Origin of the sequence: Novosphingobium sp., assembly GCF_965214355.1 — a bacterium.
Taxonomy (GTDB): domain Bacteria; phylum Pseudomonadota; class Alphaproteobacteria; order Sphingomonadales; family Sphingomonadaceae; genus Novosphingobium.
This window is the reverse complement of sequence record NZ_CBDCBI010000002.1, coordinates 1-25,480: the sequence shown is the minus strand read 5'-3', so window position 1 is coordinate 25,480 and position 25,480 is coordinate 1. Positions and strand designations below refer to the sequence as shown.

Annotated in this window: 27 protein-coding genes; 15 read left to right on the top strand and 12 right to left on the bottom strand. The window is 64.6% G+C overall.

Going from position 1 to position 25,480, the window contains the following annotated elements; genetic code table 11:
* Window positions 1-75: 75 nt before the first annotated feature.
* Genes ACOOE2_RS00675 through ACOOE2_RS00660 form a run of 4 tightly spaced genes read left to right on the top strand, consistent with a single transcriptional unit; the run spans window position 76 to window position 3,870 of the window.
* Window positions 76-1,284 carry a polysaccharide biosynthesis/export family protein gene (locus ACOOE2_RS00675; protein ID WP_420381102.1) on the top strand — a complete coding sequence of 403 codons (1,209 nt, stop codon included), beginning with the start codon at window positions 76-78 and terminating at the stop codon, window positions 1,282-1,284.
* Entirely contained in the window at window positions 1,281-2,399 is a 1,119-nt protein-coding gene (locus tag ACOOE2_RS00670; RefSeq protein ID WP_420381101.1) for a hypothetical protein, read from the top strand. Before ACOOE2_RS00675 ends, ACOOE2_RS00670 begins: the two co-directional genes overlap by 4 nt.
* A gap of 11 nt (window positions 2,400-2,410) precedes the next feature.
* Window positions 2,411-3,211 carry an ABC transporter permease gene (locus ACOOE2_RS00665; protein ID WP_420381100.1) on the top strand — a complete coding sequence of 267 codons (801 nt, stop codon included), beginning with the start codon at window positions 2,411-2,413 and terminating at the stop codon, window positions 3,209-3,211.
* Entirely contained in the window at window positions 3,208-3,870 is a 663-nt protein-coding gene (locus ACOOE2_RS00660) for an ABC transporter ATP-binding protein (RefSeq protein ID WP_420381099.1), read from the top strand. The genes ACOOE2_RS00665 and ACOOE2_RS00660 overlap by 4 nt, the downstream gene beginning before the upstream one ends.
* Here ACOOE2_RS00660 and ACOOE2_RS00655 read toward each other — a convergent pair.
* Complete coding sequence (locus ACOOE2_RS00655; RefSeq protein ID WP_420381098.1) at window positions 3,861-4,973, bottom strand: UDP-galactopyranose/dTDP-fucopyranose mutase family protein; 1,113 nt, start codon at window positions 4,971-4,973, stop codon at window positions 3,861-3,863. The genes ACOOE2_RS00660 and ACOOE2_RS00655 overlap by 10 nt on opposite strands.
* A 359-nt stretch (window positions 4,974-5,332) precedes the next feature.
* On the opposite strand from ACOOE2_RS00655, the gene ACOOE2_RS00650 reads away from it, so the two are divergent.
* From ACOOE2_RS00650 to ACOOE2_RS00635, 4 genes are read left to right on the top strand one after another with little or no spacing between them, the layout of a single operon-like run.
* Complete coding sequence (locus ACOOE2_RS00650) at window positions 5,333-6,364, top strand: KpsF/GutQ family sugar-phosphate isomerase (protein WP_420381097.1); 1,032 nt, start codon at window positions 5,333-5,335, stop codon at window positions 6,362-6,364.
* Window positions 6,365-6,367: 3 nt separating this feature from the next.
* Window positions 6,368-7,177, top strand: a complete 810-nt coding sequence (locus tag ACOOE2_RS00645; protein WP_420381096.1) for a 3-deoxy-manno-octulosonate cytidylyltransferase — start codon at window positions 6,368-6,370, stop codon at window positions 7,175-7,177.
* Window positions 7,174-8,013 carry a 3-deoxy-8-phosphooctulonate synthase gene (kdsA, locus tag ACOOE2_RS00640; protein WP_420381095.1) on the top strand — a complete coding sequence of 280 codons (840 nt, stop codon included), beginning with the start codon at window positions 7,174-7,176 and terminating at the stop codon, window positions 8,011-8,013. Before ACOOE2_RS00645 ends, kdsA begins: the two co-directional genes overlap by 4 nt.
* On the top strand, window positions 8,010-9,323 hold the full coding sequence (locus tag ACOOE2_RS00635; protein ID WP_420381094.1) for a capsule biosynthesis protein: 1,314 nt from the start codon (window positions 8,010-8,012) through the stop codon (window positions 9,321-9,323). The genes kdsA and ACOOE2_RS00635 overlap by 4 nt, the downstream gene beginning before the upstream one ends.
* A 10-nt stretch (window positions 9,324-9,333) precedes the next feature.
* Here the strand turns inward: ACOOE2_RS00635 and ACOOE2_RS00630 are convergent, their stop codons facing one another.
* The 9 genes from ACOOE2_RS00630 to ACOOE2_RS00590 form a co-directional block, all read right to left on the bottom strand.
* A complete protein-coding gene (locus ACOOE2_RS00630) occupies window positions 9,334-9,633 on the bottom strand; it encodes a DUF1153 domain-containing protein (protein WP_420381093.1) in 300 nt (99 codons plus the stop codon).
* 92 nt (window positions 9,634-9,725) lie between these two features.
* A complete protein-coding gene (locus ACOOE2_RS00625; RefSeq protein ID WP_420381092.1) occupies window positions 9,726-10,448 on the bottom strand; it encodes a GIN domain-containing protein in 723 nt (240 codons plus the stop codon).
* A gap of 127 nt (window positions 10,449-10,575) precedes the next feature.
* On the bottom strand, window positions 10,576-11,100 hold the full coding sequence (locus tag ACOOE2_RS00620) for a CarD family transcriptional regulator (RefSeq protein ID WP_420381091.1): 525 nt from the start codon (window positions 11,098-11,100) through the stop codon (window positions 10,576-10,578).
* Window positions 11,101-11,470: 370 nt separating this feature from the next.
* On the bottom strand, window positions 11,471-11,809 hold the full coding sequence (gene fdxA / locus ACOOE2_RS00615; RefSeq protein WP_420381090.1) for a ferredoxin FdxA: 339 nt from the start codon (window positions 11,807-11,809) through the stop codon (window positions 11,471-11,473).
* Between the two features lie 105 nt (window positions 11,810-11,914).
* The gene (locus tag ACOOE2_RS00610) at window positions 11,915-12,172 is read right to left on the bottom strand and encodes an RNA-binding S4 domain-containing protein (RefSeq protein ID WP_420384532.1); all 258 of its coding nucleotides are present in this window, start codon (window positions 12,170-12,172) and stop codon (window positions 11,915-11,917) included.
* A gap of 29 nt (window positions 12,173-12,201) precedes the next feature.
* On the bottom strand, window positions 12,202-14,754 hold the full coding sequence (locus ACOOE2_RS00605) for a helicase-related protein (RefSeq protein WP_420381089.1): 2,553 nt from the start codon (window positions 14,752-14,754) through the stop codon (window positions 12,202-12,204).
* Window positions 14,755-14,937: 183 nt separating this feature from the next.
* The gene (gene rpoZ, locus ACOOE2_RS00600) at window positions 14,938-15,282 is read right to left on the bottom strand and encodes a DNA-directed RNA polymerase subunit omega (RefSeq protein ID WP_420381088.1); all 345 of its coding nucleotides are present in this window, start codon (window positions 15,280-15,282) and stop codon (window positions 14,938-14,940) included.
* Window positions 15,283-15,328: 46 nt separating this feature from the next.
* Window positions 15,329-15,973: a DUF2238 domain-containing protein gene (locus ACOOE2_RS00595; protein ID WP_420381087.1), complete on the bottom strand. Its 645-nt coding sequence runs from the start codon at window positions 15,971-15,973 to the stop codon at window positions 15,329-15,331.
* 225 nt (window positions 15,974-16,198) lie between these two features.
* Window positions 16,199-17,701 carry a replicative DNA helicase gene (locus tag ACOOE2_RS00590; protein ID WP_420381086.1) on the bottom strand — a complete coding sequence of 501 codons (1,503 nt, stop codon included), beginning with the start codon at window positions 17,699-17,701 and terminating at the stop codon, window positions 16,199-16,201.
* A gap of 200 nt (window positions 17,702-17,901) precedes the next feature.
* On the opposite strand from ACOOE2_RS00590, the gene ACOOE2_RS00585 reads away from it, so the two are divergent.
* From ACOOE2_RS00585 to dcd, 4 genes are read left to right on the top strand one after another with little or no spacing between them, the layout of a single operon-like run.
* Complete coding sequence (locus ACOOE2_RS00585; RefSeq protein ID WP_420381085.1) at window positions 17,902-18,384, top strand: UPF0262 family protein; 483 nt, start codon at window positions 17,902-17,904, stop codon at window positions 18,382-18,384.
* A 27-nt stretch (window positions 18,385-18,411) separates the two neighbouring features.
* Complete coding sequence (locus ACOOE2_RS00580; protein ID WP_420381084.1) at window positions 18,412-19,119, top strand: GH25 family lysozyme; 708 nt, start codon at window positions 18,412-18,414, stop codon at window positions 19,117-19,119.
* Window positions 19,116-19,553 (top strand): cytidine deaminase, encoded by a 438-nt coding sequence (locus ACOOE2_RS00575; protein ID WP_420381083.1) that lies wholly within the window; start codon window positions 19,116-19,118, stop codon window positions 19,551-19,553. Before ACOOE2_RS00580 ends, ACOOE2_RS00575 begins: the two co-directional genes overlap by 4 nt.
* Window positions 19,554-19,577: 24 nt before the next feature.
* Entirely contained in the window at window positions 19,578-20,132 is a 555-nt protein-coding gene (dcd, locus tag ACOOE2_RS00570; protein WP_420381082.1) for a dCTP deaminase, read from the top strand.
* Window positions 20,133-20,135: 3 nt separating this feature from the next.
* Here the strand turns inward: dcd and ACOOE2_RS00565 are convergent, their stop codons facing one another.
* Window positions 20,136-20,522, bottom strand: coding sequence for a hypothetical protein (locus ACOOE2_RS00565; protein ID WP_420381081.1), 387 nt, complete (start codon window positions 20,520-20,522; stop codon window positions 20,136-20,138).
* A 183-nt stretch (window positions 20,523-20,705) separates the two neighbouring features.
* Here ACOOE2_RS00565 and ACOOE2_RS00560 point away from each other — a divergent pair, with 183 nt between their 5' ends.
* The gene (locus ACOOE2_RS00560) at window positions 20,706-21,647 is read left to right on the top strand and encodes an adenosine kinase (RefSeq protein ID WP_420384531.1); all 942 of its coding nucleotides are present in this window, start codon (window positions 20,706-20,708) and stop codon (window positions 21,645-21,647) included.
* Between the two features lie 10 nt (window positions 21,648-21,657).
* On the top strand, window positions 21,658-22,692 hold the full coding sequence (locus ACOOE2_RS00555) for a UDP-glucose--hexose-1-phosphate uridylyltransferase (RefSeq protein WP_420381080.1): 1,035 nt from the start codon (window positions 21,658-21,660) through the stop codon (window positions 22,690-22,692).
* Window positions 22,693-22,740: 48 nt separating this feature from the next.
* Here ACOOE2_RS00555 and purD read toward each other — a convergent pair whose 3' ends face one another.
* Window positions 22,741-24,033, bottom strand: a complete 1,293-nt coding sequence (purD, locus tag ACOOE2_RS00550; RefSeq protein ID WP_420381079.1) for a phosphoribosylamine--glycine ligase — start codon at window positions 24,031-24,033, stop codon at window positions 22,741-22,743.
* Here purD and xseA point away from each other — a divergent pair.
* The coding region (xseA, locus tag ACOOE2_RS00545) for an exodeoxyribonuclease VII large subunit (RefSeq protein WP_420381078.1) at window positions 24,032-25,480 on the top strand (1,449 nt) is incomplete at its 3' end. The genes purD and xseA overlap by 2 nt on opposite strands.

Genomic DNA, 25,480 nt, shown 5'->3' with positions numbered 1-25,480 from the left:
CAATGCTTGTTCGCCCCCGTTTGGTGGGCTAGGTGGAACCCCGATATAGCTGGGCGCAGGGATTGTGGCGGTTTGATGAGAATGGGTAAGACCGGGCCTGTCCGGATGGTTTCGAACCGATCGGCGGCGATCATCGGCGCTGGCGCGACGTTGGCCGCGCTGCTGTCAGGATGTGCCAGTTCCGCCTTCATGGGCCGCGACGGGCCAACCTCGGGGCATATCACGGGGGCGACCGTGCCGGGGCCGGGCCAGGCGGCGCTGCTGATCGATGTTACCGATCCGGTGGCGCGGCGGATCAATACGGCGATGAAACCGGCAGGGTTTGCCACGACGTTCGGGCAGGGCGTGCCGTATGGCGCGCTGATCGGGCCAGGCGACACCTTGCAGATCGCCGTGTTCGAGGCGCCGCCCGCGCTGTTGTTCGGGCCGGGTATCGAAGGCGCCAGCAATGGCCTTGCCTCGCCATCGCAGCGCGGGACCAGCCTGCCCGATCTGATCGTCAATGCCGCAGGCCAGGTCGATGTGCCCTTTGCGGGCCGCATCGATGCACTGGGCCGCGCGCCGCAGCAGGTGGCCGCACAGATTGTCGCGCGTTTGCGGGGCAAGGCGCACGATCCGCAAGTCGTCGTGAATATCGCAAAAGGGGCGTCATCGGCGGTGACCGTGGTCGGCGATGTCACCAACAGCGTGCGCATGCCATTGACGTTCAAGGGCGAGCGCCTGCTCGATGCGCTGGCCGCTGCCGGCGGCAGCCGCGATCCGGTCGACAAGGTCAATCTTGAGCTGACCCGCGACGGGCGCCATACGGGCCTGCCGCTCGACGACCTGATCGCGATGCCCGACCAGAACATTTTCCTGCGCCCTGGCGATGTGGTGACATTGTCGTATCAACCCGCCAGCTTCACCGTGCTGGGCGCCACCGGCCGCAATGACGAGGTCAAGTTCGAGGCGCGCGGGATCACGCTGGCGCAGGCGCTGGGGCGCATGGGCGGCCTGCGCGATGATCGTGCCAATCCGCACGGGGTGTTCATCTTCCGGCTCGAAGATCCGGCAGCGCTTGACGGCGTGTCGGGTGTCGCCCCCAATGCGGATGGCAAGGTGCCGGTCATCTACCGTGTCGATCTGCGCAATCCGGTGGCGTTCTTTGCCGCGCAGCATTTCGGCATTCGGGACCACGATGTGGTCTATGTAACAAATGCGCCAATTACCGACATCCAGAAATTCGTGACCATCATCGGGGCTGCAATCTATCCGGTAATCGCGGTCAAGGCGGCCAATTTATGACGTCCAGACTGAATTCGTTCGGCAACACCCTGCGCGGGCTGGGCCCGCTGTTCCACCTGTGCGTGACGATTCCGACGCTGATCGCGCTGGTGTATTTCGGGCTGCTCGCCAGTGACGTCTATATTTCGGAATCGAGCTTTATCGTGCGCAGCCCGAACAAGCCCGAATCTTCCGGCTTTGGTGTGCTGTTGAAAACGGTGGGCTTTTCGAACAGCGGGGACGAGATCTACGCGGCGAATGACTATCTCGCATCGCGCGAGGCGTTGCGCGCGCTCAATCGCAACGGCGCGGTGGCGCAGTCGTACGGGTCGCACCAGGTTTCGATGTTCGACCGGTTCGATCCGCTGGGCTATCGCGGCTCGTTCGAGACGCTGTATCGCTATGTCGGCAAGAAGATTGCGGTGCAGTACGACAGCTCGACCGCGATCACCACGCTGACCGTCCGGGCGTTCAACCCGCAGGACGCACGCCGTTTCAACGAGCAACTGCTCGAACTGGCCGAGACCCAGGTCAACACGCTGAACGACCGCGCGCGCACCGATCTGGTCGCCGTGGCCCAGCGCGAAGTCGACCGTTCGCGCGCCGAGGCGCGGCAGTTCGCGGTGGCGCTTGCCGCCTATCGCGACAAGGCCGGGCTGGTCGATCCGGAAAAGCAGGCCGGTGCGCAAGTCCAGATGGTCTCAAAGATGCAGGACGAACTGATCGCGGCGCAGATCCAGTTGCGCCAGGTGCAGGAGATGGCCCCGCGCAGCTCCGAGATCGAGCCGTTGCAGGCACGCGTTGCCGGGCTGCAACAGGCCATCGGTGCGCAGACGCAGCGCGCGGCCGGTGGCAATGGATCGCTGTCGAGCGCGGCGGCGGAATACCAGCGGCGCGCGTTCGACGAACAGTTCGGCGAAAAGCAGCTGGCCGCAGCGCTCGGCGCGCTGGAAGAGGCACGTCTCGATTCGCAGCACAAGCAGGCCTATGTCGAACGCATCGTCACCCCGGCGGTGCCCGATGAAGCGATCGAGCCCAACCGCCTGCGCGGCGTGCTTGCCACGTTCGTGATGGGGCTGATCGTGTGGGGTATCGCGTCGATGATGCTGGCCAGCTTGCGCGACCACGTCGAATGACCGCTTCGGGCATGCAAAATCGCGAAATGGGCGATCTGGCAGGCTCGTTGCGGGTGCAGGGGCGGGTCATCTACGCGCTGCTGATGCGCGAAGTGCTGACTCGGTACGGGCGGCACAATATCGGGTTCCTGTGGCTGTTTGTCGAACCGATGCTGTTTACGCTGGGCGTGGCGGCGATCTGGACCGCGTTGAATTCGGTCCATGGCAGCAACCTGCCGATCATCGCGTTTGCCATCACCGGATATTCCAGCATCCTGTTGTGGCGCAACATGACGTTTCGCTGCATCGGATCGATCCAGCCCAATCTGTCGCTGCTGTACCACCGCAATATCAAGCCGATCGACATCTATATCTCGCGGCTGATTCTCGAGATGGTCGGCGCGACGACGTCGTTGATCGTGCTGTGCGTGGTGTTCGGGTTCTTTTCGAGCGGGATTACCTGGCCGGAAAACCTGGCCGAGCTGATTGGCGGGTGGATGTTGCTGGCCTGGTTCGGCATGGCGCTGGCGGTGCTGCTGGGTTCGCTGTCGGAAGATTTCGAATTCATCGAAAAGCTGTGGCATCCGGCGCAATACCTGCTTGTGCCGTTATCAGGCGCCGCGTTCCAGGTGGATTCGCTGCCGCCGCGCGTCCAGGCGCTGGCGCTCAAGCTCCCGACGGTTAACGGGCTGGAGATTGTGCGCGAAGGGTTCTTCGGGTCGAAATTCCACGCGCATTACGATGTCGGTTATACGATCTGGTTCAACGCGATCATGACTGTGGTCGGGCTGCTGCTACAGCGCAAGATGAGCCGGGAAGTCACGCCCGAGTGATCGTGCTTGAGGACATCGTCAAAGTCTATCACACGCGGCTTGGCGGCCACCGCGTGCTCGACGGCGTGTCGATGACGATCGAGCCGAATGAAAAGGCAGGCGTCCTGGGCCCCAACGGCGCGGGCAAATCGACCTTGGTGCGGATCATCAGCGGCGCCGAGCAGCCGACTTCGGGCACGGTCGTGCGCAACATGTCGGTGTCATGGCCGCTCGGCTTTGTCGGCGGATTTCATTCCAGCCTGACCGGGTACGACAATATCAAGTTCATCAGCCGGGTCTATGGCCGGAAGGCCCAGGCGCTGCTGCCCTATATCCGCGAATTTTCGGAACTGGGGCATTACCTGTTCGAGCCGGTCAAAAGCTATTCGGCCGGGATGCGCGCGCGGCTGGCCTTTGCGATTTCGATGGCGATCGATTTCGACTGCCTGATCATCGACGAAGTCATCGCGGTGGGCGACCAGCGGTTTCAGGAAAAAAGCCGCGACGAATTGCTGAACCGCCGCCGTGACAAGGCGATGGTGATCATCACGCACGAAATGCACTTCATCCGCGAAAATTGCAGCGTGGTCTATGTCGTGGATCACGGCCACTTGCGCAAATTCGATGACGTCGATGAAGGCATCGCCTTCCATGAAGCGTCGTTCCGGCCTCAGGTCTGAACGACGCCGAGATAGCGCGCAGCCACATCCATCGCGCGGTCGATCGTTACATCCATATCGAGATACTGGTACGTGCCCAGCCGGCCGACGAACGTCACGCCGGTTTCGTGCGCGGCGCGGGCCTCGTATTGTTCGAGCAGTGCGGTTTCGGCGACCATGCGGATCGGGTAATAGGGTACATCATCCGGGCCGCAGGCGCGGCTGTATTCGCGGAACACGATCGTGCGGTCGAAGGTGGCGGCTTCCCACGGTGCGAAATGCTTGTGTTCGGAAATGCGCGTGAACGCGACGCTTTCATCGCAATAGTTGATCACCGCCGTGCCCTGGAAATCGCCGTCCGCACGCTCTGCGACGAAATCGAGCGTGCGATAGCCCAGCCGGCCCAGGTCATAATCGTAATAGCGATCGAGCGGTCCGGAATAGAATGTGTGGGCAAAATGTTCGCCAAGGTCGCCATGCGCGACGCCCAGCCGGACCTCGATCAGATCGTGGCGCAAAATGCTTTCGACGATCGGGGTATAGCCGTGGCGCGGCATGCCCTGGTGGCGATGGTTGAAATAGTTGTCGTCGTAATTGAAGCGCAGCGGCAGGCGCTTGAGGATCGAGGCGGGCAATTCACTCGGCTCGCAGCCCCATTGCTTGCGCGTATAGCCTTTGAAAAACGCCTCGTAGAGATCGTTGCCGACAAAGCGCAGCGCCTGGTCCTCGAACGTCTGGGGATCGGTGATATCCATGCGCGCGCGCGATTCGATGAAGGCACGGGCCTCGATGGGCGAGAGCGCCGTGCCGAAAAACTGGTTTATCGTGTGCAGGTTGACCGGCAGCGAATAGATCTTGCCCTGCACATTGGCTTTGACCCGGTTCACATACGGCATCATTTCGCCGTGGCTGGTCACAAACGTCCACACCCGCTCGATATCGGTGTGAAAGATATGGGGTCCGTATCTGTGTACCAGCACGCCGGTTTCGCCATCGCGCTCGGTATGGCAATTGCCGGCGGGATGCGCGCGCTCGTCGATGACCAGGCTGGCGATACCCTTGTCGGCCAGCAACCTGGCGATGGTCGCGCCCGAAAAGCCGGCTCCAACGATCAGCACTCTCATAGGCAAAGTCCTTGGACGTATGGCTTTGTCGACAGGGCCGCACCGTGCGGCACCGGGCGGCAGCGTCGCGGCGTATTTGCCAAATCGGCAACTAAAGCAAGCGCAGCGTTGGATCGGGTCCGGTCCGATAGTGCAACTTCGCTTGATTTCGGAACAACCCGGCGCCACAGGAGTTCCGGGAAGGCCGCACGATTGAACAATAATCGGTTATGGGGGCATACGTTGTGGCACGCAGGCATGGCGAGGCTTGCCGGTCTGCGTTCAGCAACGCTAAATGCGTTATTGCCAACCCCCATGTAATACAACGGCGAACAAGCAGTTCTGCCACAATTGGCCCCCGCTTTGTACAGGTGGATTTTGTGTTTGATGAATTGCGCAAAGGCATCGATCCCGCAGTCAGGTCCGGTGGCAATTCCCTATTCGATGCGCACGATCTGCTGGGCCGGGGCCGTGATGTCGTGCGGGCGGGGCGCGATGCGCTCGGCCAGCTGGAGCGCGCGCTGGATCACACATTCGTTGCCGCGTGCGAAACGATTTTTGCCGGCGGTCGCCAGCTGGTCGTAACCGGCATCGGCAAATCGGGGCATATCGCGCGCAAGGTTGCCGCGACATTTGCCGCCACCGGCACGCCGGCCATTTTCATCCACCCGTCCGAGGCGGCGCATGGTGATATGGGCAATCTGGTGCCGGGTGATGTGCTGCTGGTGTTTTCCAATTCGGGCAAGACCAGCGAGTTGCGGCCCATGCTCGACTATGCGCGGGCGGTGCACGTGCCGATCATCGGCGTCGCCTCTCGCGGCGATTCTCCGCTGATCCGTTGCGCCAGTGTGGGCATCGTGTTGCCGCATGTGCGCGAGGCATGCGCGGTCAATGTCGCACCGACGACATCGACGACAGTGCAACTTGCGCTTGGCGATGCGCTGGCGATGGCCGTGATGGACATGCGCGGAGAGACGCGCGACGCGATCAGCGCGCGCCACCCCGGCGGCAATATCGGGCTGGAGCTGATCCCTATCGGCGATATCGCGCTGGGCGCAGACCGCATGCCGCTGGTCGCGCAGGACTGTGCGATGCGTGATGTTGTTACGACAATCACGCGCAGCTGTTGCGGCATCGCCGGGGTGGTCAATGCCGCCGGGCAGCTGGTCGGCGTAATTACCGATGGCGATCTGCGCCGCAATTTCGAACGGCTGCACCAATGTCGTGCGATCGATGTGGCGACGATGGACCCCCGCGTGGTTGGTCGGTCGTTGCCCGCGATCGACGTGTTGCGACTGCTCAATGCGCGCAAGATCACTTCGGTGTTCGTCGTCGAGGACGGGGCAATCGCGCCGGCGCGGCCACTGGGCATTGTCCATGTCCATGACCTGCTGCGGCTGGGTCTGGGCTGATCCATGGCCGCGCCCGCGCCCTTTGCCATCATCATCCCGGCGCGCAACGCCTCGACGCGTTATCCGGGCAAACCGCTGGCGCCGTTGCGCGGCGCCACGGGCCAGGTGCGCCCGCTGATCGAACGCAGCTGGATTGCGGCCACCCAGGTCGCGGCGCCTGCGCAGGTTTGGGTCGCGACCGATGATCAGGGCATCGCCGAGGTGGTGCGCGAGTTTGGCGGGCAGGCGGTGATGACGCCCGAAAACTGCCGCAACGGGACCGAACGCTGCGCGGCCGCACTGGCGGTGCTGGGCGACATTGCGCCGGTCGTGCTCAATTTTCAGGGTGATGCGCCGCTTACCCCCTCGCACGTGGTGCCGGAACTGGTCGCGGCGCTTGGGCATGATCCCGATGCCGCGATGGCGACGCCGGCGATGCGCTGTTCGGCCAGCATGGTGGCCCATCTGCTGGCGGATCAGGCGGCGGGGCGGGTCGGAGGAACGACCGTGACGTTCACCCCGGCGGGCCGGGCGCTGTATTTTTCAAAGCGGGTGATCCCGCATGTGCCGGCGGATGCCGCCGGTGGGCATGTCCATGTGCACCTGCATCTGGGCGTCTATGCCTTTCGCCCTGCTGCACTGGCGGCGTATGCGGCACTGGCGCCGTCTCCGCTCGAACAGATCGAGGGCCTGGAACAACTGCGGTTTCTCGAGGCGGGGCTGCCGGTGCGGGTGGTCCCGATCGACGCCGTGGGCTGGGATTGCATCGAGCTCAACAATCCGCAGGACGTCCCCCCGATCGAGGCCGTGCTGCTGGCGCGAGGCATCGCATGACCCGTGCTGCGGTCACTTTGCCTGGCGGCGTGGTGTTTGCCAACCACGCGCCGATGGTGCTGATCGGCGGGATGAACGTGATCGAGGATCGCGATACGCTGTTCGCCGTCGCGTTACATTTTCGCAATATTACAACGCGGCTTGGACTGCCTTTCGTGTTCAAGGTATCGTTCGACAAGGCAAACCGATCGTCAATGGTTTCCTACCGGGGGGTTGGTCTGGAGCAAGGGTTGAGCCTGCTGGCCGAAGTAAAGGCCGCATTCGGATTTCCGGTGATCACCGATGTGCACGAACCGTGGCAGGCCGAACCGGTCGCGGCGGTAGCCGACATCGTGCAATTGCCCGCATTCCTGGCGCGCCAGACCGACCTTGTCACCGCGATCGCACGCACCGGCAAACCGGTCCATGTCAAGAAGCCGCAATTTCTGGCACCGCACGAGATGCGCCACATCATCGCGAAATGCGCCGAGGCAGGCAACGATCAGGTGCTGCTGTGCGAGCGCGGCAGCAGTTTCGGCTATAACAACCTGGTCGTCGATATGCTGGGCATCGACACGATGAAGGCTTATGCGCCGGTTACCTTCGACGTGACGCACGCGCTGCAACGCCCGGGCGGGCGCGAAGACAGCGCCGACGGGCGTGGGCCCCAGACGGCCGTGCTGGCGCGCGCGGCGGTCGCGGTGGGCATTGCCGGGCTGTTTGTCGAGGCGCATCCCGATCCGGCAAAAGCGCTGTGCGACGGACCAAGCGCGCTCCCGCTCGCCGATCTCGAGGCGCTGCTGGTACAGGTCATGGCGGTAGATGCCGTGGTCAAGACTTCGGCGCAGCCGCAATGACGGCGGAATTCCCGTTTTCGCGCCTGGTCGATGCCCGTGCGCAGCAGCGCCGGTTCCTGTTTCTCCAGGGGCCGCCGGGGCCGTTCTTTCGCGAACTGGCGAGCGCGCTGGCAAAGCGCGGCGCGGGGGTCAGCCGCATCAATCTGTCGGGCGGCGATGTGCATGACTGGCCAACCGGGGCCACGAATTATCGCGGACGCATGCGCGACTGGCCCACGTTCTTCGATCGGTTCGTGCGTCGCCACGATATTACCGATCTCGTCGTGTTCGGCGATTGCCGGCCGGTGCACCAGGCGGCGCTGAACATGGCCAAGCTGCGATCGCTGCGGGTGTTCGTGTTCGAGGAAGGCTATATCCGCCCCAACTGGATGACGCTGGAACGTGACGGGGTGAATGGCCATTCACCGTTCGGACGCGATCCCAAGGCGATCCTGGAAAATGCCGCCTGGTTGCCGCCGGTGCCCGAATTGCCGCCGATCACGGCCAGCTTCAGGCGGCGCATGCGCGACAGCTACTGGCATTATCACCATGTCGTGACGGGACGGCTGCTGCTGAAGTTCCCGTTTTACCGGTCGCACCGCCATGGCTCGATCACGCTCGACGGGATCGGCTGGCTTTTAAAACTGCGGCGCACGAAACGGCTGGCCCGTCATGCGGATGCGCTGATCCGGCAGCTGGCGGGCGCGCGCTATTTCCTGTTTCCGCTGCAATTGAACGGCGACTATCAGATACGTGCCCATTCGCCGTTCGGGTCGATGACGGCTGCAGTGGACTTCGTGATCGACAGCTTTGCCGGCCATGCGCCGGCCGATGCGATCCTGCTGATCAAGGATCATCCGCTCGACAGCGGGTTTCGGGACTGGCGGCGCTATGTGGCGCGCCGGGCCGAAGCGCTGGGCATTGCGCACCGCGTGCAGCATATTGCGGGCGGATCACTCGATGACCTGGCGCAGCAGGCGGTCGGGATGGTGTGCATCAACAGCACATCGGGCACGCTGGGGTTGGCCATGGGCAAACCGGTGGTGGTGCTCGGCGATGCGGTTTACGATATTCCCGGTCTCACCCACGAGGGCGGGCTCGACAGTTTCTGGTGCGATCCGCAGACGCCCGATCCGGTGCTGTACGATGCGTTCAAGCGCTCGCTCCACGCGCGTTGCCTCGTGCGCGGCGGGCTGGCCAGCGCCTCGGCGATGCGCATCCTGATCGAAAACAGCGTCGACGGCCTGTTGCTGGATACAGGTGCCGCGGGTCTTGTGCCAGACCTTCCCTGGCAGGCTTACTCGCGAAACCGGGCCCCGGAGCAGTCATGACAAGCCTGGCTCAATAGCGCATCTGGCGCTCGTGCAGATCGCGGTAATGCTGCAATCGGGTCACGCGCAGCCCCTGCATGCCGGCGCGTTCGACCAGGCGGCGCCAGGCCACCAGTTCCTCGATCGAGATGGCATAGCGCTCGCAGGCCTCGTCGATCGTCAACAGGCCGCCGTCGATCGCGGCGACGACTTCGGCCTTGCGGCGAATGACCCAGCGGTTCACGCCGGCAGGCGGCAGGCTGGCAAGGGTCAGCGCTTCGCCCAGCGGGCCGACGACGGAAACAGGACGGGTTTGCGGAATTTTGAACAAAACGACGGGGCCTAATGAAGTTGCCCGATCCTGATAGCAGGCCCGCGCCACCACGCGGTGAAGCGCTATGGTTAACGCGGTGGTAACCGGATTTACGGTTGGCAGGTGACCCGGCCGACGCCGGTAACACGGATATCGCAGTGCGCCTTGCCATGGACATTGACGACGCCGGTGCCCAGCACCGAGCCCGTGACCCGGCCATCGCTGTTCAGCACGCCGGTTCCTGTGCCCGCGACATCGACCACCGCCTCATCCGTGCGCAATTGCGCCAGATCCACATCGCCACTGCCGGCAAGGGTCAGCGCGACTTTGCCGGCACGGCCGCTGCCGGTGAACGAACCCGATCCCAGCACTTCGACATCGAGCTGCGTGGCTGCGATACCGGCGATCACGACATGGCCCGACCCGCCAATCGTCACGCCCACCGCTTTGCCCACCAGCCGGTCGTTCGACATCGTGCCCGAACCTGCCATCACCATGTGATCGACCGCCGGATCGGTAATCGTCACGGTTGCGGTGCCGTTGCCCGCATTGGCATCGGGCTGTCGCCCGATCCCAAGCTTTCCGTCATTCAGCACGAAGCGTAGCGCAGCGCTGGCGCGCGCATCGCCATCGACCCGTATCGCGAGGGCGTCACCTTGCACGATATGAACCGTGTCCGGGCCGAGCAGCGTGATGTCATGTGCGGTCTGGCCAGCCAGGTCGAGCTGTGCCAGCGGCACCCCGGTATGCCCGTCGATCGACACTCTGGGCGCGTCGCACCCCGCCAGCGCCAGGCCGAGACAGGATAGCGGAATCAGCGGGAATCGAGACATATGCGGGTGTTTTCCAGCAGCGAGCCACCGATCGTGCCCGATGAAATACTGTGCGACGCAACGCACTCAACGCAAACGGGCCACCGGTCTCCCGGCGGCCCCCTGACCTGCCAGCGGGAAATCCCGTTCAGGCGGTTTCGTAATACTTCGGCGCGTGCTCGTTGAGGATCGCCAGGATCTTCTTGAGCGCGGTCGGCTCGTCGGTCTTTTCCATCGCGGCCAGTTCGCGCGCGAGGCGCGACGATGCGGCCTCGAAGATCTGGCGTTCGGAATACGACTGTTCGGGCTGGTCATCGGCGCGGAACAGGTCGCGGGTCACTTCGGCAATCGATACCAGATCGCCCGAATTGATCTTCGCTTCGTATTCCTGGGCGCGGCGCGACCACATCGTGCGCTTGACCTTGGGCTTGCCCTTAAGTGTATCAAGCGCTTCGCGCAGCGTCTTGTCCGAAGACAGCTTGCGCATGCCGATCGCTTCGACCTTGTTCACCGGCACCCGCAGCGTCATGCGTTCTTTTTCGAAGCGGAGCACATACAGCTCCAGCTTCATGCCTGCGATTTCTTCATTCTGGAGCTCGACCACCCGGCCGACACCATGCTTTGGATAAACGACGTAGTCCCCAACATCGAAGGCAAGAGCCTTGACTGCCATTGCATATCCCTTTCGACACGGCGGGAGAAACGGTTGCGGATGCTGCGTGCCGCGCCAATGCCAAACCGGCATTCGCGCACAGGCACGTTGGCGGGTATCCCGGGCCCTTTTGGGGAGTGGTCCGGCAAACGACCGGCAACGCATAACGCCTTGCCCAGTCTTACGAAGCCCAGTGATCCGTTTGCCGTGTGTCCTGCCTGATTCGTGTTGCAAAAAGCACAGTACGGAAAAAGTTCCCGGTGCCTGATTGCGTATATAGCAACTCTGTCACAAAAATTCCAGTGCCGTAAGCACCCGAATCTGGTCAAATTGAACCGTATCCCGTTGCCTGAGTGGCAATGGGGTCATTTTCCGGTTCGCGGACGCGCGTTCAGTCGCCTTCGCCGGGCTCTGCCGAAAAGAATTTCTCGAACTTGCCGTCCTGGCCCTTGTGCTCGTCGGCGTCGGCCGGCGCGTCCTTCTTGGCCGTGATATTGGGCCAGTCGGCGGAATATTTGGCATTGAGCTCAAGCCATTGTTCAAGCCCGCTTTCGGTATCGGGCAGGATCGCTTCGGCCGGACACTCGGGCTCGCACACGCCGCAATCGATGCATTCGCTGGGGTTGATCACCAGCATGTTTTCACCTTCGTAAAAACAGTCGACCGGGCACACCTCGACGCAGTCCATGAACTTGCACTTGATGCAGGCTTCGGTGACGACATAAGTCATGGTGGCGCGTCCTTCGGATCTTCGGTTCGGTCGTGAATTGCCCGCCGTGCTAAAGGCGTCGGGGGGCAGCCGTCAACCCCGCGCAGGCACATCGCCCCGCAAGATTTAGTTGCCCGTTTCCACAATCCGGTAACACGCCTGCGCCTCGGGCGCCGGGCCGCGCCGGCCGGGAATCGCCAGCACCTCGATCACGCGCACCGCATCATGCGTGGGCAGCACCAGCACATCGCCCTCGCGCACAGTGGCGCTGGCGCGCTCGATGCGCCGCCCGTTGAGCCGGATATGCCCCTCGCTCGCCCACCCTTGCGCAAAACTGCGGCTGCAGGCCAGGCGCAGATACCACAGCAGCTTGTCGATCCGCATCGTGTCTCCGATCACGCTTTGCGCTCCCATCAGCGCATCAATCCGGCCAGCGCGGCAAATGCCCCCGTCGCCGCATGCGGCGGGACATGCGCCGGCGCCGGCACCGCCACGCGCGGTGGGCGCCAGTCCCATAGTGGCGGCGCATGCGGGCCGAAAGCACCGTCGGCCAGCGCCCGTGGCATCGCCACACGAAATCCGGCCGTGCGCAGCAACGCGGCATAACTCGCCGTCGAAAGCCCCATCGACCGTGCTTTTGCGGGGTCGAGGAACACGCGCCAGCCCGGTGCACCGATCCGGCAGCGATGCGCTTCGGCCACCAGCCGGTCGGCCAGATCGATGCGCAGCGCCTGGTCCCCCAGGCGGCGATACCCGACCGGAGCGGCGCGGCCCTCAACCGTCGCCGGCATGCCCGGCGGCGGTGCCAGCGGGCTTTTGCCGCGCAATTGCGCCAGATGCAGCCACAGCCGCATTGTCGCCGGACGCAGCGCAGTGGGCATGAACAGATCGAGCCCGCCGATGCGCACACCCAGCCGCCTCAACGCCTCACGCTGGCGCAGGTCAAGCCGATCCAGCCCCGCCGTTTCGCGCGGCAAAACCCCGCCGTTGTCGATTAGTTTCAGCAGCAGCGCGCGCAGATCGGGGCCAAGATCGGGCGCTTCGGCCGCTGCCGAAAGCCGGCGCAATGGGCCCAGCGCGCGATCGGTGTGGCGCGCAAACCAGCCATCGACCGCATCGCGCACATCGTCACGCACCGCTGCCGGCAACCGGGCCAGCGCCGGTTCGAGCTCCACCCGCGCATCGAGCAACCCGCGACCGGGCACCAGCCGCGCAACCAGGGTCTCGTCCCACACCAGCCCCTGCGCGGTAAGGCTCAGCCCGTCGGGCTGCGCCGCGGCTGCCGTCAGCAACGCGGCGCGCTTGGCAAACAATCCCGGCAGATGCCGTTCGGCCGCGGCAAGCAGCAGTTTGCGATCGGCCGCGCGGGCCAGCGGATCGACGACAAAGCGAAAGCCCTCCAGGTGCCCAATCGGCTCGTCATCCACGAGCACCGCACCCGCTTCGGACAACCGCACCGGCAGCAATCCGGCATCGGTCCCGGCCTTGCGCATCAGCACTGTCGTGCGCCGGTTGACGAACCGCTCGGTCAGCCGCGCATGCAGCGCATCGGACAGCCGCGTTTCGACCGCCCGCGCCCGTGCCGCCATATCCTCCCGCGCCAGCACCCAGTCGGGGCGCTGTGCGATATACGCCCAGCTGCGGATCGCCGAAATCCGCCCCTGCAGCGTGTGAATATCGCCGGCCGGATTGTCGAGCTGCGCAATCGCCTGCGCGACATAATCCGCGCCAAGATACCCCTGGCCCAAGTCCTGCCACAGCCGCGCGACAAAGCGCGCATGGGTATCACTGCCCTGCTGGCGAAAATCGGGCAGACTGCATACGTTCCAGAACCGCCGCACCGCAGCGCTGCCGCGCACCGTGTCGGCCACTGCGGCATCGCCCGCCAACAGCCGCAACACCGCCAGATCGATCCCTTCGGGCGGCGTGGCCAGCTCGCCGCGCAGCGGCGGCGCCGACAAATCGCCGATCAGCCGATCGAGCGTATCGAACCGCGGCTCCGCATCGCGCCAGAACAGCCGGGTCAGCGGCGCAAACCGGTGCTCCTCGATCGCATAGACTTCATCATCTGTGAATTCAGCCGAATCACCCAGCCCCGACAGCGTTCCAAACGTGCCATCCCGGTGATGCCGCCCCGCACGCCCCGCAATCTGCGCCATTTCCGCCGTCGTCAGCCGCCGCTGCCGTTGCCCGTCGAACTTGGTCAGCCCGGCAAACGCGACATGATGGATATCGAGGTTGAGCCCCATGCCGATCGCATCGGTCGCCACCAGGTAATCGACCTCGCCCGACTGGTACATCGCGACCTGGGCATTGCGCGTCTGCGGCGACAGCGCGCCCATCACCACCGCCGCCCCGCCGCGAAACCGCCGCAGCATCTCGGCCATCGTGTAGACCTGCTCCGCGCTGAACGCGACAATCGCGCTGCGCGGCGGAATACGCGACAGCTTCTTGGCGCCAACATGGCTCAGCGTCGAAAATCGCGGCCGGCTGACAATCTCCGCCTCGGGCACCAGCGCGCGGATCATCGGCTCGATCGTGGCCGAACCCAGGATCATCGTCTCTTCGCGCCCGCGCGTATGCAACAACCGATCGGTAAACACATGCCCGCGCTCGGGGTTGGCCGACAACTGCGCCTCGTCCAGCCCGATAAACGCAAGGTCCGGCCGCTGCGGCATCGCTTCTGCCGTACACAGCAGCCACCGTGCATGCCTGGGCTCGATCCGCTCTTCACCCGTGATCAACGCAACCTGGCTCGCACCCTTGATCGCTACGACCCGGTCATAAACCTCCCGCGCCAGCAATCTGAGCGGAAACCCGATCGCGCCCGACGAATGGCCGCACAGTCTTTCGATTGCGAGATGAGTCTTGCCGGTGTTGGTCGGGCCAAGCACCGCGCGGACATTGCCCGTCTCTCCGCGCGCACCGGCGGATCGGTCACCCTGCAAGGATCGCTGGCTGGCCATAGGATGCGAATGTGGCGTGGGCGTGTGACAATCGCAAGCAGTCGCCCGGGAATTATCCCCCAAGGGCTGAAATAGAGCCTCCGGCGGCCAAGGGCTATTGCCCTTGGATCCCGTTACCGGCTTGAATGATATGATTTTTCGGGGGGGCGTGCCGCCGCGTTACTCTATGCCCGACAGCGGCGCTTACCCGTCGTAATCGGCGCCCAGCGACGTATTGCGCACCGGGGCCGCTGCGGTAATCCGCAAGGCTTCGGCCGACTGCGACAGCGAACCGATTTCATCGACCTGGTCGTCGTCGTCGGGCTGCACTTTCTGCAGCGACTGGACCAGATTTTCCATCAGGATCACCGGACGCACGGTTTCATCCGCGATTTCACGCAGTGCCACGACCGGGTTCTTGTCCCGATCGCGATCGATCGTCAGCTCTGCACCGCCCGAAATCGCGCGGGCGCGTTCGGCGGCCAGCAACACGAGGTCAAACCGGTTGGGGATCTTGTCGACGCAATCTTCGACGGTAACGCGCGCCATACGGAGCTCTTTTCGCAAAACTGAAGGTCGGGATAAGCGGCCGCCACTAAGTCGGGGCGCCCGCAGAGTCAAGCATGCGCCGCAAGTGCGCCCGGGCCGGCCAAATCGCAAACAGAGCCGCGAGATTCGCGCATGCCATATCTTCCTGGCTATCCCAGATGTCGCCTTGCTCGCCATTGTAGGCTGCAGCGTCGTTGGGCGCGAGCGTAAGTGTAAGCAGCCACTCGAAAATTTCGTAAAGCGAACTCATTCCGAAGACGAAAAATACCGCGAACGCCAATCCTGCAAATCGGCTCATACCCATGTGCCGAATGGCAATCTCTGCAATCGGCACAACCATGAGCAAGCCAAAGCTGGTGTGCACCAGCCGATCGAACATGTTTCGGTGAAAGCCGAATGTGGCGTTGATGTCGATACCCAGCGGAGCCAGCCACTGCCGATACGGCACAAACGAATAAGACCAGCGCGCTGCCACCAGATGAAGCAGTACGAAGGATGCCAGGCACAATGCCGCCATGTTGCTGATCGGCCAGCGCCGCAATAGCCACGCGGCCGCCGGCAGACCCAGGACAACCGGACCAATCTGCAGATACGTGTTTTGCGGATAGAGCGCGCCCCAGCCGCTCATCGGCAGGGCAATCACTATGCAGGCGAGCATCGCCCACTGCGCTCGGGAAATGTTTTGATCCATCAAACGCGCCCCCCGCCCCCCTACATAAGGGCTGATGCCGCATAGCTGGCACGCCGATAAACTGGCAATTCATTTCCAGTCTCTACGGCTATTGCGATCGCCCGATAAATTTGGAGATGTTGCACCCAATACGCGCAAATTCAAAGTTACGGGTTCCAAGGGCGATGGCCCTTGGCTGCCGGAGGCCCCTTTGTATCCCGGTAAAGTCCGGCACACCGTGGAAACTTAGTCATCGCCGTAAGACGAGGCGCCCATTTCATCCGGCGCCAAATCCGAAAACCGCGTAATCCTCGGTTCGAACTTCATCCGCACTTTGCCCGTCGACCCGTGGCGCTGTTTGGCGACGATCAGTTCGGCCAGGCCATAGACGCGCTCCATGTCTGCGGCCCAGGCGGCGTGCGCTTCGTGCGTCTTGGCATCGTCGCCGTCGATCGGGCGCTTGGGTTCGCGCGACTGGACGTAATAGTCCTCGCGAAACACGAACCACACCATGTCGGCGTCCTGCTCGATCGATCCCGATTCGCGCAGATCCGACAGCATCGGGCGTTTGTCCTCGCGCTGTTCGACCGCGCGTGACAATTGCGACAGCGCGATCACGGGCACGGACAATTCCTTGGCCAGCGTTTTCAGCCCGCGGCTGATTTCCGAGATTTCGTTGACGCGGTTGTCAGACCGGCCCGACCCTTGCAACAGCTGGAGATAGTCCACGACGATCAGCCCGATATCATGCCGCCGCTTCAACCGCCGCGCCCGCGCGCGCAGCGCACCGATCGTCAGCGCCGGCGTGTCGTCGAGATACAGCGGCAATTCGTTCAGCCGCTGGCTGGCGAACGAAAGCTGCTGAAAATCCTCGCGGCTGATCCGCCCCATGCGCAAAGCTTCGGAACTGATCCCCGACTGTTCGGCCAGGATACGTGTCGCCAACTGGTCAGCGCTCATTTCCAGGCTGAAAAACGCGACCGCAGCACCCACCGAATCCTTCAGCGCGATGCCGTCGAGCAGATCGCGGCGCAGCCGGTCGGCGGTGTTGAACGCGATATTGGTGACAAGGCTGGTCTTGCCCATGCCCGGGCGCCCGGCGAGAATGATCAGATCCGAATCGTGGAGCCCGCCGATCTTTTCGTTGATGCTGTTTAGGCCCGTCGTCTTGCCCGAAATATGCCCGCCCGACAGGAGCGCCTTTTCGATCATCTGCAGCGATGCACGCGATGCCGTGCCGAATGTCTGCGCCTCGCTGCCCGTCGCGGCGCCCTCGGCCACCGCGTACAGCGCCGCCTCGGCCAGCTCGATCTGGCTGAGCGGCGCGACATGCTCGCTCGTATCCATCGCCTTTTCGACAAGCGTGCGCCCGACCGAAATCAGCTCTCGCAACAACGCCAGGTCATAGATCTGCTGCGCCAGCTCGCGCGGCGCGAGCAAGCCCTGACCATCCGCAGTCAGCCGCGCCAGATACGCCGTGCCGCCCAGCTCCAGCAGCCCCTCATCGGCCTCGAAATACGGCTTCAACGTCACCGGCGTCACCACCGCCTTGCGATCGAGCAGCGCCGCAATCCGCGAAAACACCCGCCCATGCACCGCCGCAAAGAAATGCTCCGCCGTCAGCGGACAGGTCATTTCCTCCAGGATGCGATTGTCGATCAACACCGCGCCCAGAAACGCGGCCTCAGCCTCGACATTGGCGGGCAACGCGCGCGGGGTGGCGAGCGTCTGTTCGGGTTCGCGTAGCATGAGGGGGGAGGTTACGGCCATCGCGGCATCGTACGCGCGAAGCGCAGAGCGTTAAAGCTGTGTCGGGCGATTTCGTCTGTGGATAGTGGGGAAAGGGGGCCTCCGGCGGCCAAGAGAGCGCGCGGTGCAGGCCAGTAACGGGATGCAAGGGTGATAACCCTTGCCCGCCAGAGGCCCTTGATGCCAAGACGTAAGCAACCATGCCGGATCCGCGTATTGCACACATCGAACTCGACGAAGCGACGATCATCTGGCGCAATGCCGATATCGAGCAGGAGCGTCGGATTGCGATCTTCGACCTGATCGAGGAAAACAGCTTTACGCCGCTGCGTGCGTCAGCGGCGGGGCATCACGGGCCGTATCATTTGCGGTTATCGGTCGAGGATGGTCGTCTGGGTTTGACCATCGGCGATGATACCGGTCAGCATCTGGAAACCGTGATTCTGGGTTTGGGGCGGTTTCGGCGGCCGATCCGGGATTATTTCGCGATCTGCGAATCGTATTACCAGGCGATCCGGCGCGCTTCGGCGCAGGAGATCGAAACGATCGACATGGCCCGGCGCGCGGTCCACAACGATGCGGCGGCGATGCTGCTGGAAAAGCTGGAGGGCAAGATCGCGACCGATTTCGCCACGGCGCGCCGGCTGTTCACGCTGATCTGCGTGTTGCATATCAAGGGTTAGAATTGTGGCGTTGTGGGGATGGGCATAGTGGCAAAGGCGCGCGTGAACCGCTGGCTGCTGGTCCCTGCGGTGATTGTGGTCCTGGGTATCGCGGCGTTTTGCGGGTGGCGCTGGGCGATTCACTGGGTGCCCGATCGCGGCACATATCCGGTGCAGGGGCTGTGGCTGGATGCTGGCGATGGCGCGGTCGAATGGCGCACGGTCAAGGCCAACGGACCTGGCGGACATGGGCCCGATTTCGTCTATCTGACCGCAAGCAACGGCGCCGATCGGCGCGATCCGGCGTTTGCCGCCGCGTTCGATGCGGCGCGCGCGGTCGGGCTGCAGGTTGGTGCTGTGCATGTGTATGACTTGTGTGCACCGGCCGACGCGCAGGCGAGCAATTTCGTGACGACGGTGCCGCGCGACAAGCGCATGCTGCCCACCGCGATCGCGATCGACCTGGATCCCGCGCGCTGCCCCGATCCGCCGGGCGAGGCGTCGATCGACAGCGAACTGACCACATTCCTCAACGAAGTCGAACGGCATCTGGGCCAGCCGGTAATCTTGATGCCGACGGCCGCGGCGGAGGCGCGCTATCACCTGGCGGCGCGGGTCGATCGCAATGTGTGGGTGACGGGCAGCTATCGTGTGCCCGATTACGTTCGCCGGCCATGGGTCTTGTGGACCGCGACGAATCGCCTGCGTATTCCGGGCATTGCGGGGCCGGTGCGCTGGGCGGTGGTGCAGCCATGATCGATCGCGATGCGCTGGTCGCGGCGGCCCATGGCGCGATGATGGCGGCGTATGCGCCGTATTCGGGATTTCATGTCGGCGCGGCGCTGCTGTTTGCCGATGGCACGGTGGTTACCGGCAGCAATTTCGAAAACGCCAGCTATGGCCTGTCGCTTTGCGCCGAAACCGTGGCGGCGGCGCGCGCCAGCCACGAGGGGCATCGCGCCGGGCTGATCGCAGTGGCGGTCGCAGGCGGGCCCGGCGGCGTGCCCGGTGCAGTCGTGGCGCCATGCGGGCGTTGCCGGCAGGTGTTGCACGAGCTGGCGGCGCTGGGCGGGACCGATCCGCTGATTATTGCCACCGGCGCGAACGAAACCGTGGACATGCGGCTCAGCGCGCTCTTGCCACTGGCGTTTGGCCCGGCCAATCTGGCGCCGCAAGTTTCTCCACTTTAAGTTTTTCCAACCGAAAGGGCGTCATTGTCCATCCTCTCCGACCGCTGGATCCGTGAAAAAGCGCTGAACGAACGCATGATCGAGCCGTTTGTCGAAAGCCAGCGGCGCGATGGCTGCATCAGCTATGGCCTGTCGTCATACGGGTACGACGCGCGCGTAGCCGATGAATTCAAGATTTTCACCAATGTCGATTCGGCGATCGTCGACCCGAAGGATTTTGCCGCCAATTCGTTCGTCGATCGCAAGACCGATGTGTGCATCATCCCGCCCAACAGCTTTGCGCTGGCACGCACGGTCGAATATTTCCGCGTGCCGCGCGACGTGCTGGTCATTTGCCTGGGCAAATCGACGTATGCGCGGTGCGGGATCATCGTCAACGTCACCCCGCTGGAACCCGGCTGGGAAGGGCATGTGACCTTGGAATTTTCCAACACCACGCCGCTGCCCGCGCGCATCTACGCCAACGAAGGGGCGTGCCAGTTCCTGTTTCTGCAGGGCAATGAGCCGTGCGAAGTCAGCTATGCCGATCGCGCGGGCAAATACATGGGCCAGCGCGGCGTGACTTTGCCCAAAGTCTAGCCATCAGTTCTTGCGCAAGGCCGCCACGCAGGCGACCCGATCGACATCACGCCCATCGCCGCGCCGCGCGTCGACATAGGTCGCGGTGGCCCGCCCGCCGCGCTCGCCGGGATACAGGTACGCGTCGAGGATACACGCGGTGCCCGACCATTGCAGCTTGCGCGCGTCGCCTTCGCGGATGTCGAGCCGGGGTGTGCCGAACTGGCGCACGAGCGCTTCGGCATCGGCGCCGATCACGGTGCCGAGCGGTTCATCGCGCCCCGGCACGTGGCGCGGCGCGTGCGTTTCGGGCCTGAGCGCTGCGACAGGTCGTGCGACCTCTGCGCTGCATGCACCCAGCAGCAGGATCATGGATATGGCTGGCAGCGCGCGCATCGGTGCGCTTGCCATTGCGTGCGCCACCCTTTGTGTCAATCGGGCACGCGCGGCGCCCGTCGCGGGTACGCTTCGCCTTGCCGCAGGGGCGCCGAACGCTTAGGCGCTGCGCAATCATTCTGCCGGAGGCCCCGCTTGACCCAGACCCGTTCAGCCCGTTTCGATGTCGTCGCGATCGGCAATGCAATTGTCGATGTGATGGCGGCGGCCAGCGAAGACCAGATCGTCTCGCTGGGGATGGCCAAGGGCGGCATGACCCTGATCGACGAGGCGCAGGCGCAGGCGCTGTATGCGGGCATGGGTGCTGCGCGCGAGATTTCGGGCGGATCGGCGGCGAATACGCTGGCGGGGCTGGCAGCGCTGGGCGCGTCGTGCGGCTTTATCGGCCAGGTATCCGACGACGCGCTAGGCACGGCGTTTGCCCATGATATTCGCACCGGCGGGATCGCGTTCGACACGCCGGTGCGTCCCGGCGAGCCATCGACTGCGCGTTGCCTGATTTTCGTGACGCCCGACGGGCAGCGCACAATGAACACGTTCCTGGGCGCGTCGCAATTTCTGCCGGCCGACGCGCTTGATGACAGCGTGATCGCCGATGCGCAGGTGTTGTATCTCGAAGGGTATCTGTGGGACCCGGAAGAGCCGCGCCGCGCGATGCGCCGGGCGATTGCCACCGCGCGCGCCGCGGGGCGCAAGGTTGCGTTCACGCTGTCCGATCCGTTTGTCATTGCGCGTCACGGCGACGATTTCCGCGCGCTGATCGATGCCGGCGACATCGATATCCTGTTTGCCAACGAACATGAACTGGCCGCGCTGACCGGGCTGGACGATTTCCACGCCGGCATTGCTGCACTGGCGCCCAAAATCCCGACACTGGTCGTCACGCGCAGCGAACAGGGCGCCTATGCGGTCAGCCAGGGCGAACACGCCAATGTCGCCGCTGCGCCGGTTGCGCACGTGCTCGATACGACTGGCGCGGGCGATCTGTTTGCCGCCGGTTTCCTGTTCGGCCATGTGCGCGGGCAGGCACTGGCAACGTGCCTGACGCTCGGCGCAGTGTGCGCGGCCGAAGTGATCTCGCACTACGGCGCACGGCCCGAGGCCGATCTGACCGCACTCGTGGCACCGTTCCTCGCATAATATCCTCTGCGTGCCAGATTTCGATCCGCTCGATCATCCGCACCGCCGGCGTAACCTGCTCACCGGGCGCTGGGTGCTCGTATCGCCGCATCGGGCCAAACGGCCGTGGCAGGGCGAGACCGGCGATCCCGCGCCGCGCAGCGCCGTTGCCTATGACCCGGGATGCCATTTGTGCCCGGGCAACACGCGCCTGGGGGGGCAGGTCAATCCTGCCTATCCGGCGACGTTCGTCTTTCCGAACGATTTCCCCGCGCTGATGCCCGATACGCCGGCGCCCGACAGCGGCGATGCGGTGTTCCGCATCGCCCCGGCGCGCGGGGTCTCGCGCGTGATCAGCTATGCGCCCGATCACGGCAAGACCTTGCCCGATCTCGACGAAACGGCAGTGCGCGCGCTGGTTGATACCTGGGCCGCGCAATCGGCGGAGCTGGGACAGGCTCACGCTTACGTCCAGGTGTTCGAAAACAAGGGCGCGATGATGGGCTGTTCCAGCCCGCATCCGCATGGCCAGATCTGGGCAAGCGATTTCGCCCCCAGCGAAGTGGCCGACGAGGATCGCGAACAGACAGCCTGGTTCGATGCGCACGGCGCGGATCTGCTAGGCACGGTGGTGGCGCGCGAACTGGCCGATGGCACGCGGGTGGTTGCGGTCAATTCGCACTGGCTGGCGGTGGTGCCGTTCTGGGCGGCTTGGCCGTTCGAAGTGCTGCTGATCGGACGCGATCCGGTCGGGCGGTTGCAGGATCTGGGTGACGAGGCGCGCGATGCGCTGTCACGGATTTTACGGGCAATTACCGGGCGCTATGATGCGCTGTTCGATTGTGCGATGCCCTATTCGATGGGTTGGCACCAGGCGCCGGGCACCGGGCCTGCACCCCATTGGCGGTTGCACGCGCATTTCTATCCGCCGCTGCTGCGATCGGCACGCGTGCGCAAATTCATGGTCGGGTTTGAAATGCTGGCCGAGCCGCAGCGTGACCTGACGCCCGAAACCGCCGCCGAACGGCTGCGCGCGGTAACGCCGGTCAATGGCGCGACGGCGTAACTGTTTCAGACCGACTGCATGCCGGGTGTCGGCATGTCCTCGCTCCGATCAATCGGTCTCGCGGGCAATTTCGCGCCAGCCGATGTCGCGGCGGCAGAATCCGTCGGCAAAATCGATCGCATCGACCGCGTGATAGGCGGCGTCGCGCGCGGCAAGCACGCTGGCGCCGGTGGCCGACACGTTCAGCACGCGCCCGCCGCTGGCGCGCAGCACGTTGGTCGCATCGCGGAACGTGCCGGCCTGAAACACTTTGGCACCGCCCGCTTCGGCCACTGCGATATCGGCGATCATTCCGCCTTTGACCGGCGTGCCGGGATAGCCTGTGGCGGCCATGACCACGGTCAGCGCGGTCTCGGGCGAAAATGCGGGCGGCGCAATCGCCGCCAGCCGGTTTTCGGCGACGGCCGACAGCAGTTCGACCAGGTCGCTCGTCAGCCGCAGCATCAGCACCTGGCATTCGGGATCGCCGAAGCGCGCGTTGTATTCGATCAGCCTGGGCCCATCGGGTGTCAGCATCAGCCCGGCAAAGAGCACACCCGAATACGGCGTGCCCGCCTCGGCCATCGCCTTGACCGTGGGCGCGATGATCCGCGTGATTGCTTCCTGTTCGAGCGCAGGGGTCAGCACGCGCGCGGGGCTGTAGGCGCCCATGCCGCCGGTGTTGGGCCCGGTGTCGCCATCGCCGACGCGCTTGTGGTCCTGCGCCGACCCGAACGCGACGATCGTCGCCCCATCGGTCAGCGCAAACAGGCTGACCTCTTCGCCGGTCATGAATTCCTCGATCACGATTTCGGCGCCGTGCCCAACGGCATTGGGGCCGAAGTCGCCGGCAAACATGTCGGTAATTGCCGCGCGCGCATCGGCGGCGGTATCAGCAATCACCACGCCTTTGCCAGCGGCCAGACCGTCGGCCTTGATCACGACAGGCAGGCCAAAGCCGGCGAGCGCGGCCAGGGCGTCGGCTTTATTCGTGCAACGGACATAGCCTGCGGTGGGAATGCCGGCGCGAGCGCACAGATCCTTGGTAAAGCCTTTCGACCCCTCGAGTTGCGCCGCAGCCTGCGACGGGCCGAACACGCTGATGCCCGCAGATCGAAGGCTATCGCCCAGGCCATCGACCAGCGGCGCCTCGGGCCCGACCACGACCAGATCGATGGCATTGTCGTTGCAGAAGGCGATCACCGCTGGATGATCGGTCAGTTCGAGCGCATGGCACTGCGCGTGCCCGGCGATACCCGGATTGCCCGGCGCTGCATGAAGCTTGCCCAGCAACGGGCTTTGCGCCATTTTCCACGCGAGCGCATGTTCGCGTCCGCCACCACCGAGCAACAGGATATTCATGAGCAGTCCCTTCGATGACGACGCGCCGAACGGGCTGTTAGCGAGGGAAGCGGCGGGCGACAACGCCCCCGCGCTGTCGATTACCGAACTGTCGCAACAATTGAAGCGCACGGTCGAAGATCGGTTCGGCTTCGTGCGCGTGCGCGGCGAGCTGTCGGGGGTCAAGCGCGCCGCGTCCGGCCACCTGTATTGCAGCCTGAAGGACGAGGGCGCGCGGCTCGACGGGGTGATGTGGCGCGGCAGTGTCCTGCGGCTGGGCTTTGCGCCCGCCGACGGTATCGAAGTGATCGCGACGGGCAAGCTGACGACGTATCCCGGCCGATCGAACTATCAGATCGTGATCGAGCGGATGGAGATCGCGGGCGAGGGCGCCTTGCTCGCGCTGCTGGAAAAGACCAAGGCGCGGCTGGCGGGCGAGGGGCTGTTCGATGCGGATCGCAAGCGCGCGATTCCGTATCTGCCGCGCGTGATCGGCGTGGTCACATCGCCGACCGGCGCGGTGATCCGCGATATCCTGCACCGGCTGCGCGATCGTTTTCCCTGTCATGTCGTGGTGTGGCCGGTGCTGGTGCAAGGGACGGGCGCGGCGGCACAAGTCGCGGCGGCGGTGCGCGGGTTTTCCGAACTGGCGCCCGGCGGTCCGATCGCGCGGCCCGATCTGGTGATCGTTGCGCGCGGGGGCGGCTCGATCGAGGATCTGTGGGCGTTCAACGAAGAACCGGTGGTGCGCGCGATTGCCGCCTCGACGATCCCGGTGATCAGCGCGGTGGGCCACGAAACCGATACGACGCTCGCCGATTTTGCCGCCGACCGGCGCGCGCCGACGCCCACCGCGGCGGCGGAAATGGCGGTGCCGGTGCGCGCCGAACTGGCCGCCGCCCTTGGCGAACTGGACGCGCGGCGCAACCGTGCGATCGCGCGCCACGTGGCGCAGGCGCGCGAACGGCTCGACCAGCGCGCGCGCCGGCTGCCGCCGCCGCAGGCGCTGCTGGCGGCGCAGGCGCAGCGGCTCGACGATTGGGGCGAACGCCTGCACCGCTCGCTGGGCCACCGCACGCAGATCGCCGCCGCGCTGCTGGCGCGGCACGCGGGCGCGTTGCGCCCGGTGCTGCTTCAGGCACGGTTGCGGCGCGAAACCGAACGGCTGGGCGCGGTACGGTTGCGCCCCGCAACGCTGGTGCACCGCGTCGACGTGGCGCGCGGGCGGGTCGATGCGCTCGATCGCCTGCGCCGTTCGCTCGATCCGGAGGCGCCGTTGCTGCGCGGTTATGTGCTGGTCACCGATGCGGCCGGCGGCCTTGTCAAGACCCGCGCCGCCGCCGCAGCGACCCATGAATTGACGCTGAAATTCGCCGATGGCCCCTTGGTGGTCATGCCTGCGGGCGGCGAACCTGCAACGGTCAGGCCGGCACCGAAACCGCGTGCGGCGGTGCCCGATGCGGCCGCG

Coding starts and splice junctions, on each gene's coding strand:
- ACOOE2_RS00565 (WP_420381081.1), bottom strand. CDS start 20,522: ATGGCAAGCGCACCGATGCGCGCGCTGCCAGCCATATCCATGATCCTG.
- ACOOE2_RS00585 (WP_420381085.1), top strand. CDS start 17,902: ATGCCGGATCCGCGTATTGCACACATCGAACTCGACGAAGCGACGATC.
- kdsA (WP_420381095.1), top strand. CDS start 7,174: ATGACCCGTGCTGCGGTCACTTTGCCTGGCGGCGTGGTGTTTGCCAAC.
- ACOOE2_RS00625 (WP_420381092.1), bottom strand. CDS start 10,448: ATGTCTCGATTCCCGCTGATTCCGCTATCCTGTCTCGGCCTGGCGCTG.
- ACOOE2_RS00610 (WP_420384532.1), bottom strand. CDS start 12,172: ATGCGGATCGACAAGCTGCTGTGGTATCTGCGCCTGGCCTGCAGCCGC.
- rpoZ (WP_420381088.1), bottom strand. CDS start 15,282: ATGGCGCGCGTTACCGTCGAAGATTGCGTCGACAAGATCCCCAACCGG.
- ACOOE2_RS00590 (WP_420381086.1), bottom strand. CDS start 17,701: ATGCTACGCGAACCCGAACAGACGCTCGCCACCCCGCGCGCGTTGCCC.
- ACOOE2_RS00635 (WP_420381094.1), top strand. CDS start 8,010: ATGACGGCGGAATTCCCGTTTTCGCGCCTGGTCGATGCCCGTGCGCAG.
- ACOOE2_RS00620 (WP_420381091.1), bottom strand. CDS start 11,100: ATGGCAGTCAAGGCTCTTGCCTTCGATGTTGGGGACTACGTCGTTTAT.
- ACOOE2_RS00560 (WP_420384531.1), top strand. CDS start 20,706: ATGGCGGCGGCCAGCGAAGACCAGATCGTCTCGCTGGGGATGGCCAAG.
- ACOOE2_RS00655 (WP_420381098.1), bottom strand. CDS start 4,973: ATGAGAGTGCTGATCGTTGGAGCCGGCTTTTCGGGCGCGACCATCGCC.
- ACOOE2_RS00645 (WP_420381096.1), top strand. CDS start 6,368: ATGGCCGCGCCCGCGCCCTTTGCCATCATCATCCCGGCGCGCAACGCC.
- ACOOE2_RS00675 (WP_420381102.1), top strand. CDS start 76: ATGAGAATGGGTAAGACCGGGCCTGTCCGGATGGTTTCGAACCGATCG.
- purD (WP_420381079.1), bottom strand. CDS start 24,033: ATGAATATCCTGTTGCTCGGTGGTGGCGGACGCGAACATGCGCTCGCG.
- ACOOE2_RS00595 (WP_420381087.1), bottom strand. CDS start 15,973: ATGGATCAAAACATTTCCCGAGCGCAGTGGGCGATGCTCGCCTGCATA.
- ACOOE2_RS00665 (WP_420381100.1), top strand. CDS start 2,411: ATGCAAAATCGCGAAATGGGCGATCTGGCAGGCTCGTTGCGGGTGCAG.
- ACOOE2_RS00575 (WP_420381083.1), top strand. CDS start 19,116: ATGATCGATCGCGATGCGCTGGTCGCGGCGGCCCATGGCGCGATGATG.
- ACOOE2_RS00605 (WP_420381089.1), bottom strand. CDS start 14,754: ATGGCCAGCCAGCGATCCTTGCAGGGTGACCGATCCGCCGGTGCGCGC.
- ACOOE2_RS00670 (WP_420381101.1), top strand. CDS start 1,281: ATGACGTCCAGACTGAATTCGTTCGGCAACACCCTGCGCGGGCTGGGC.
- fdxA (WP_420381090.1), bottom strand. CDS start 11,809: ATGACTTATGTCGTCACCGAAGCCTGCATCAAGTGCAAGTTCATGGAC.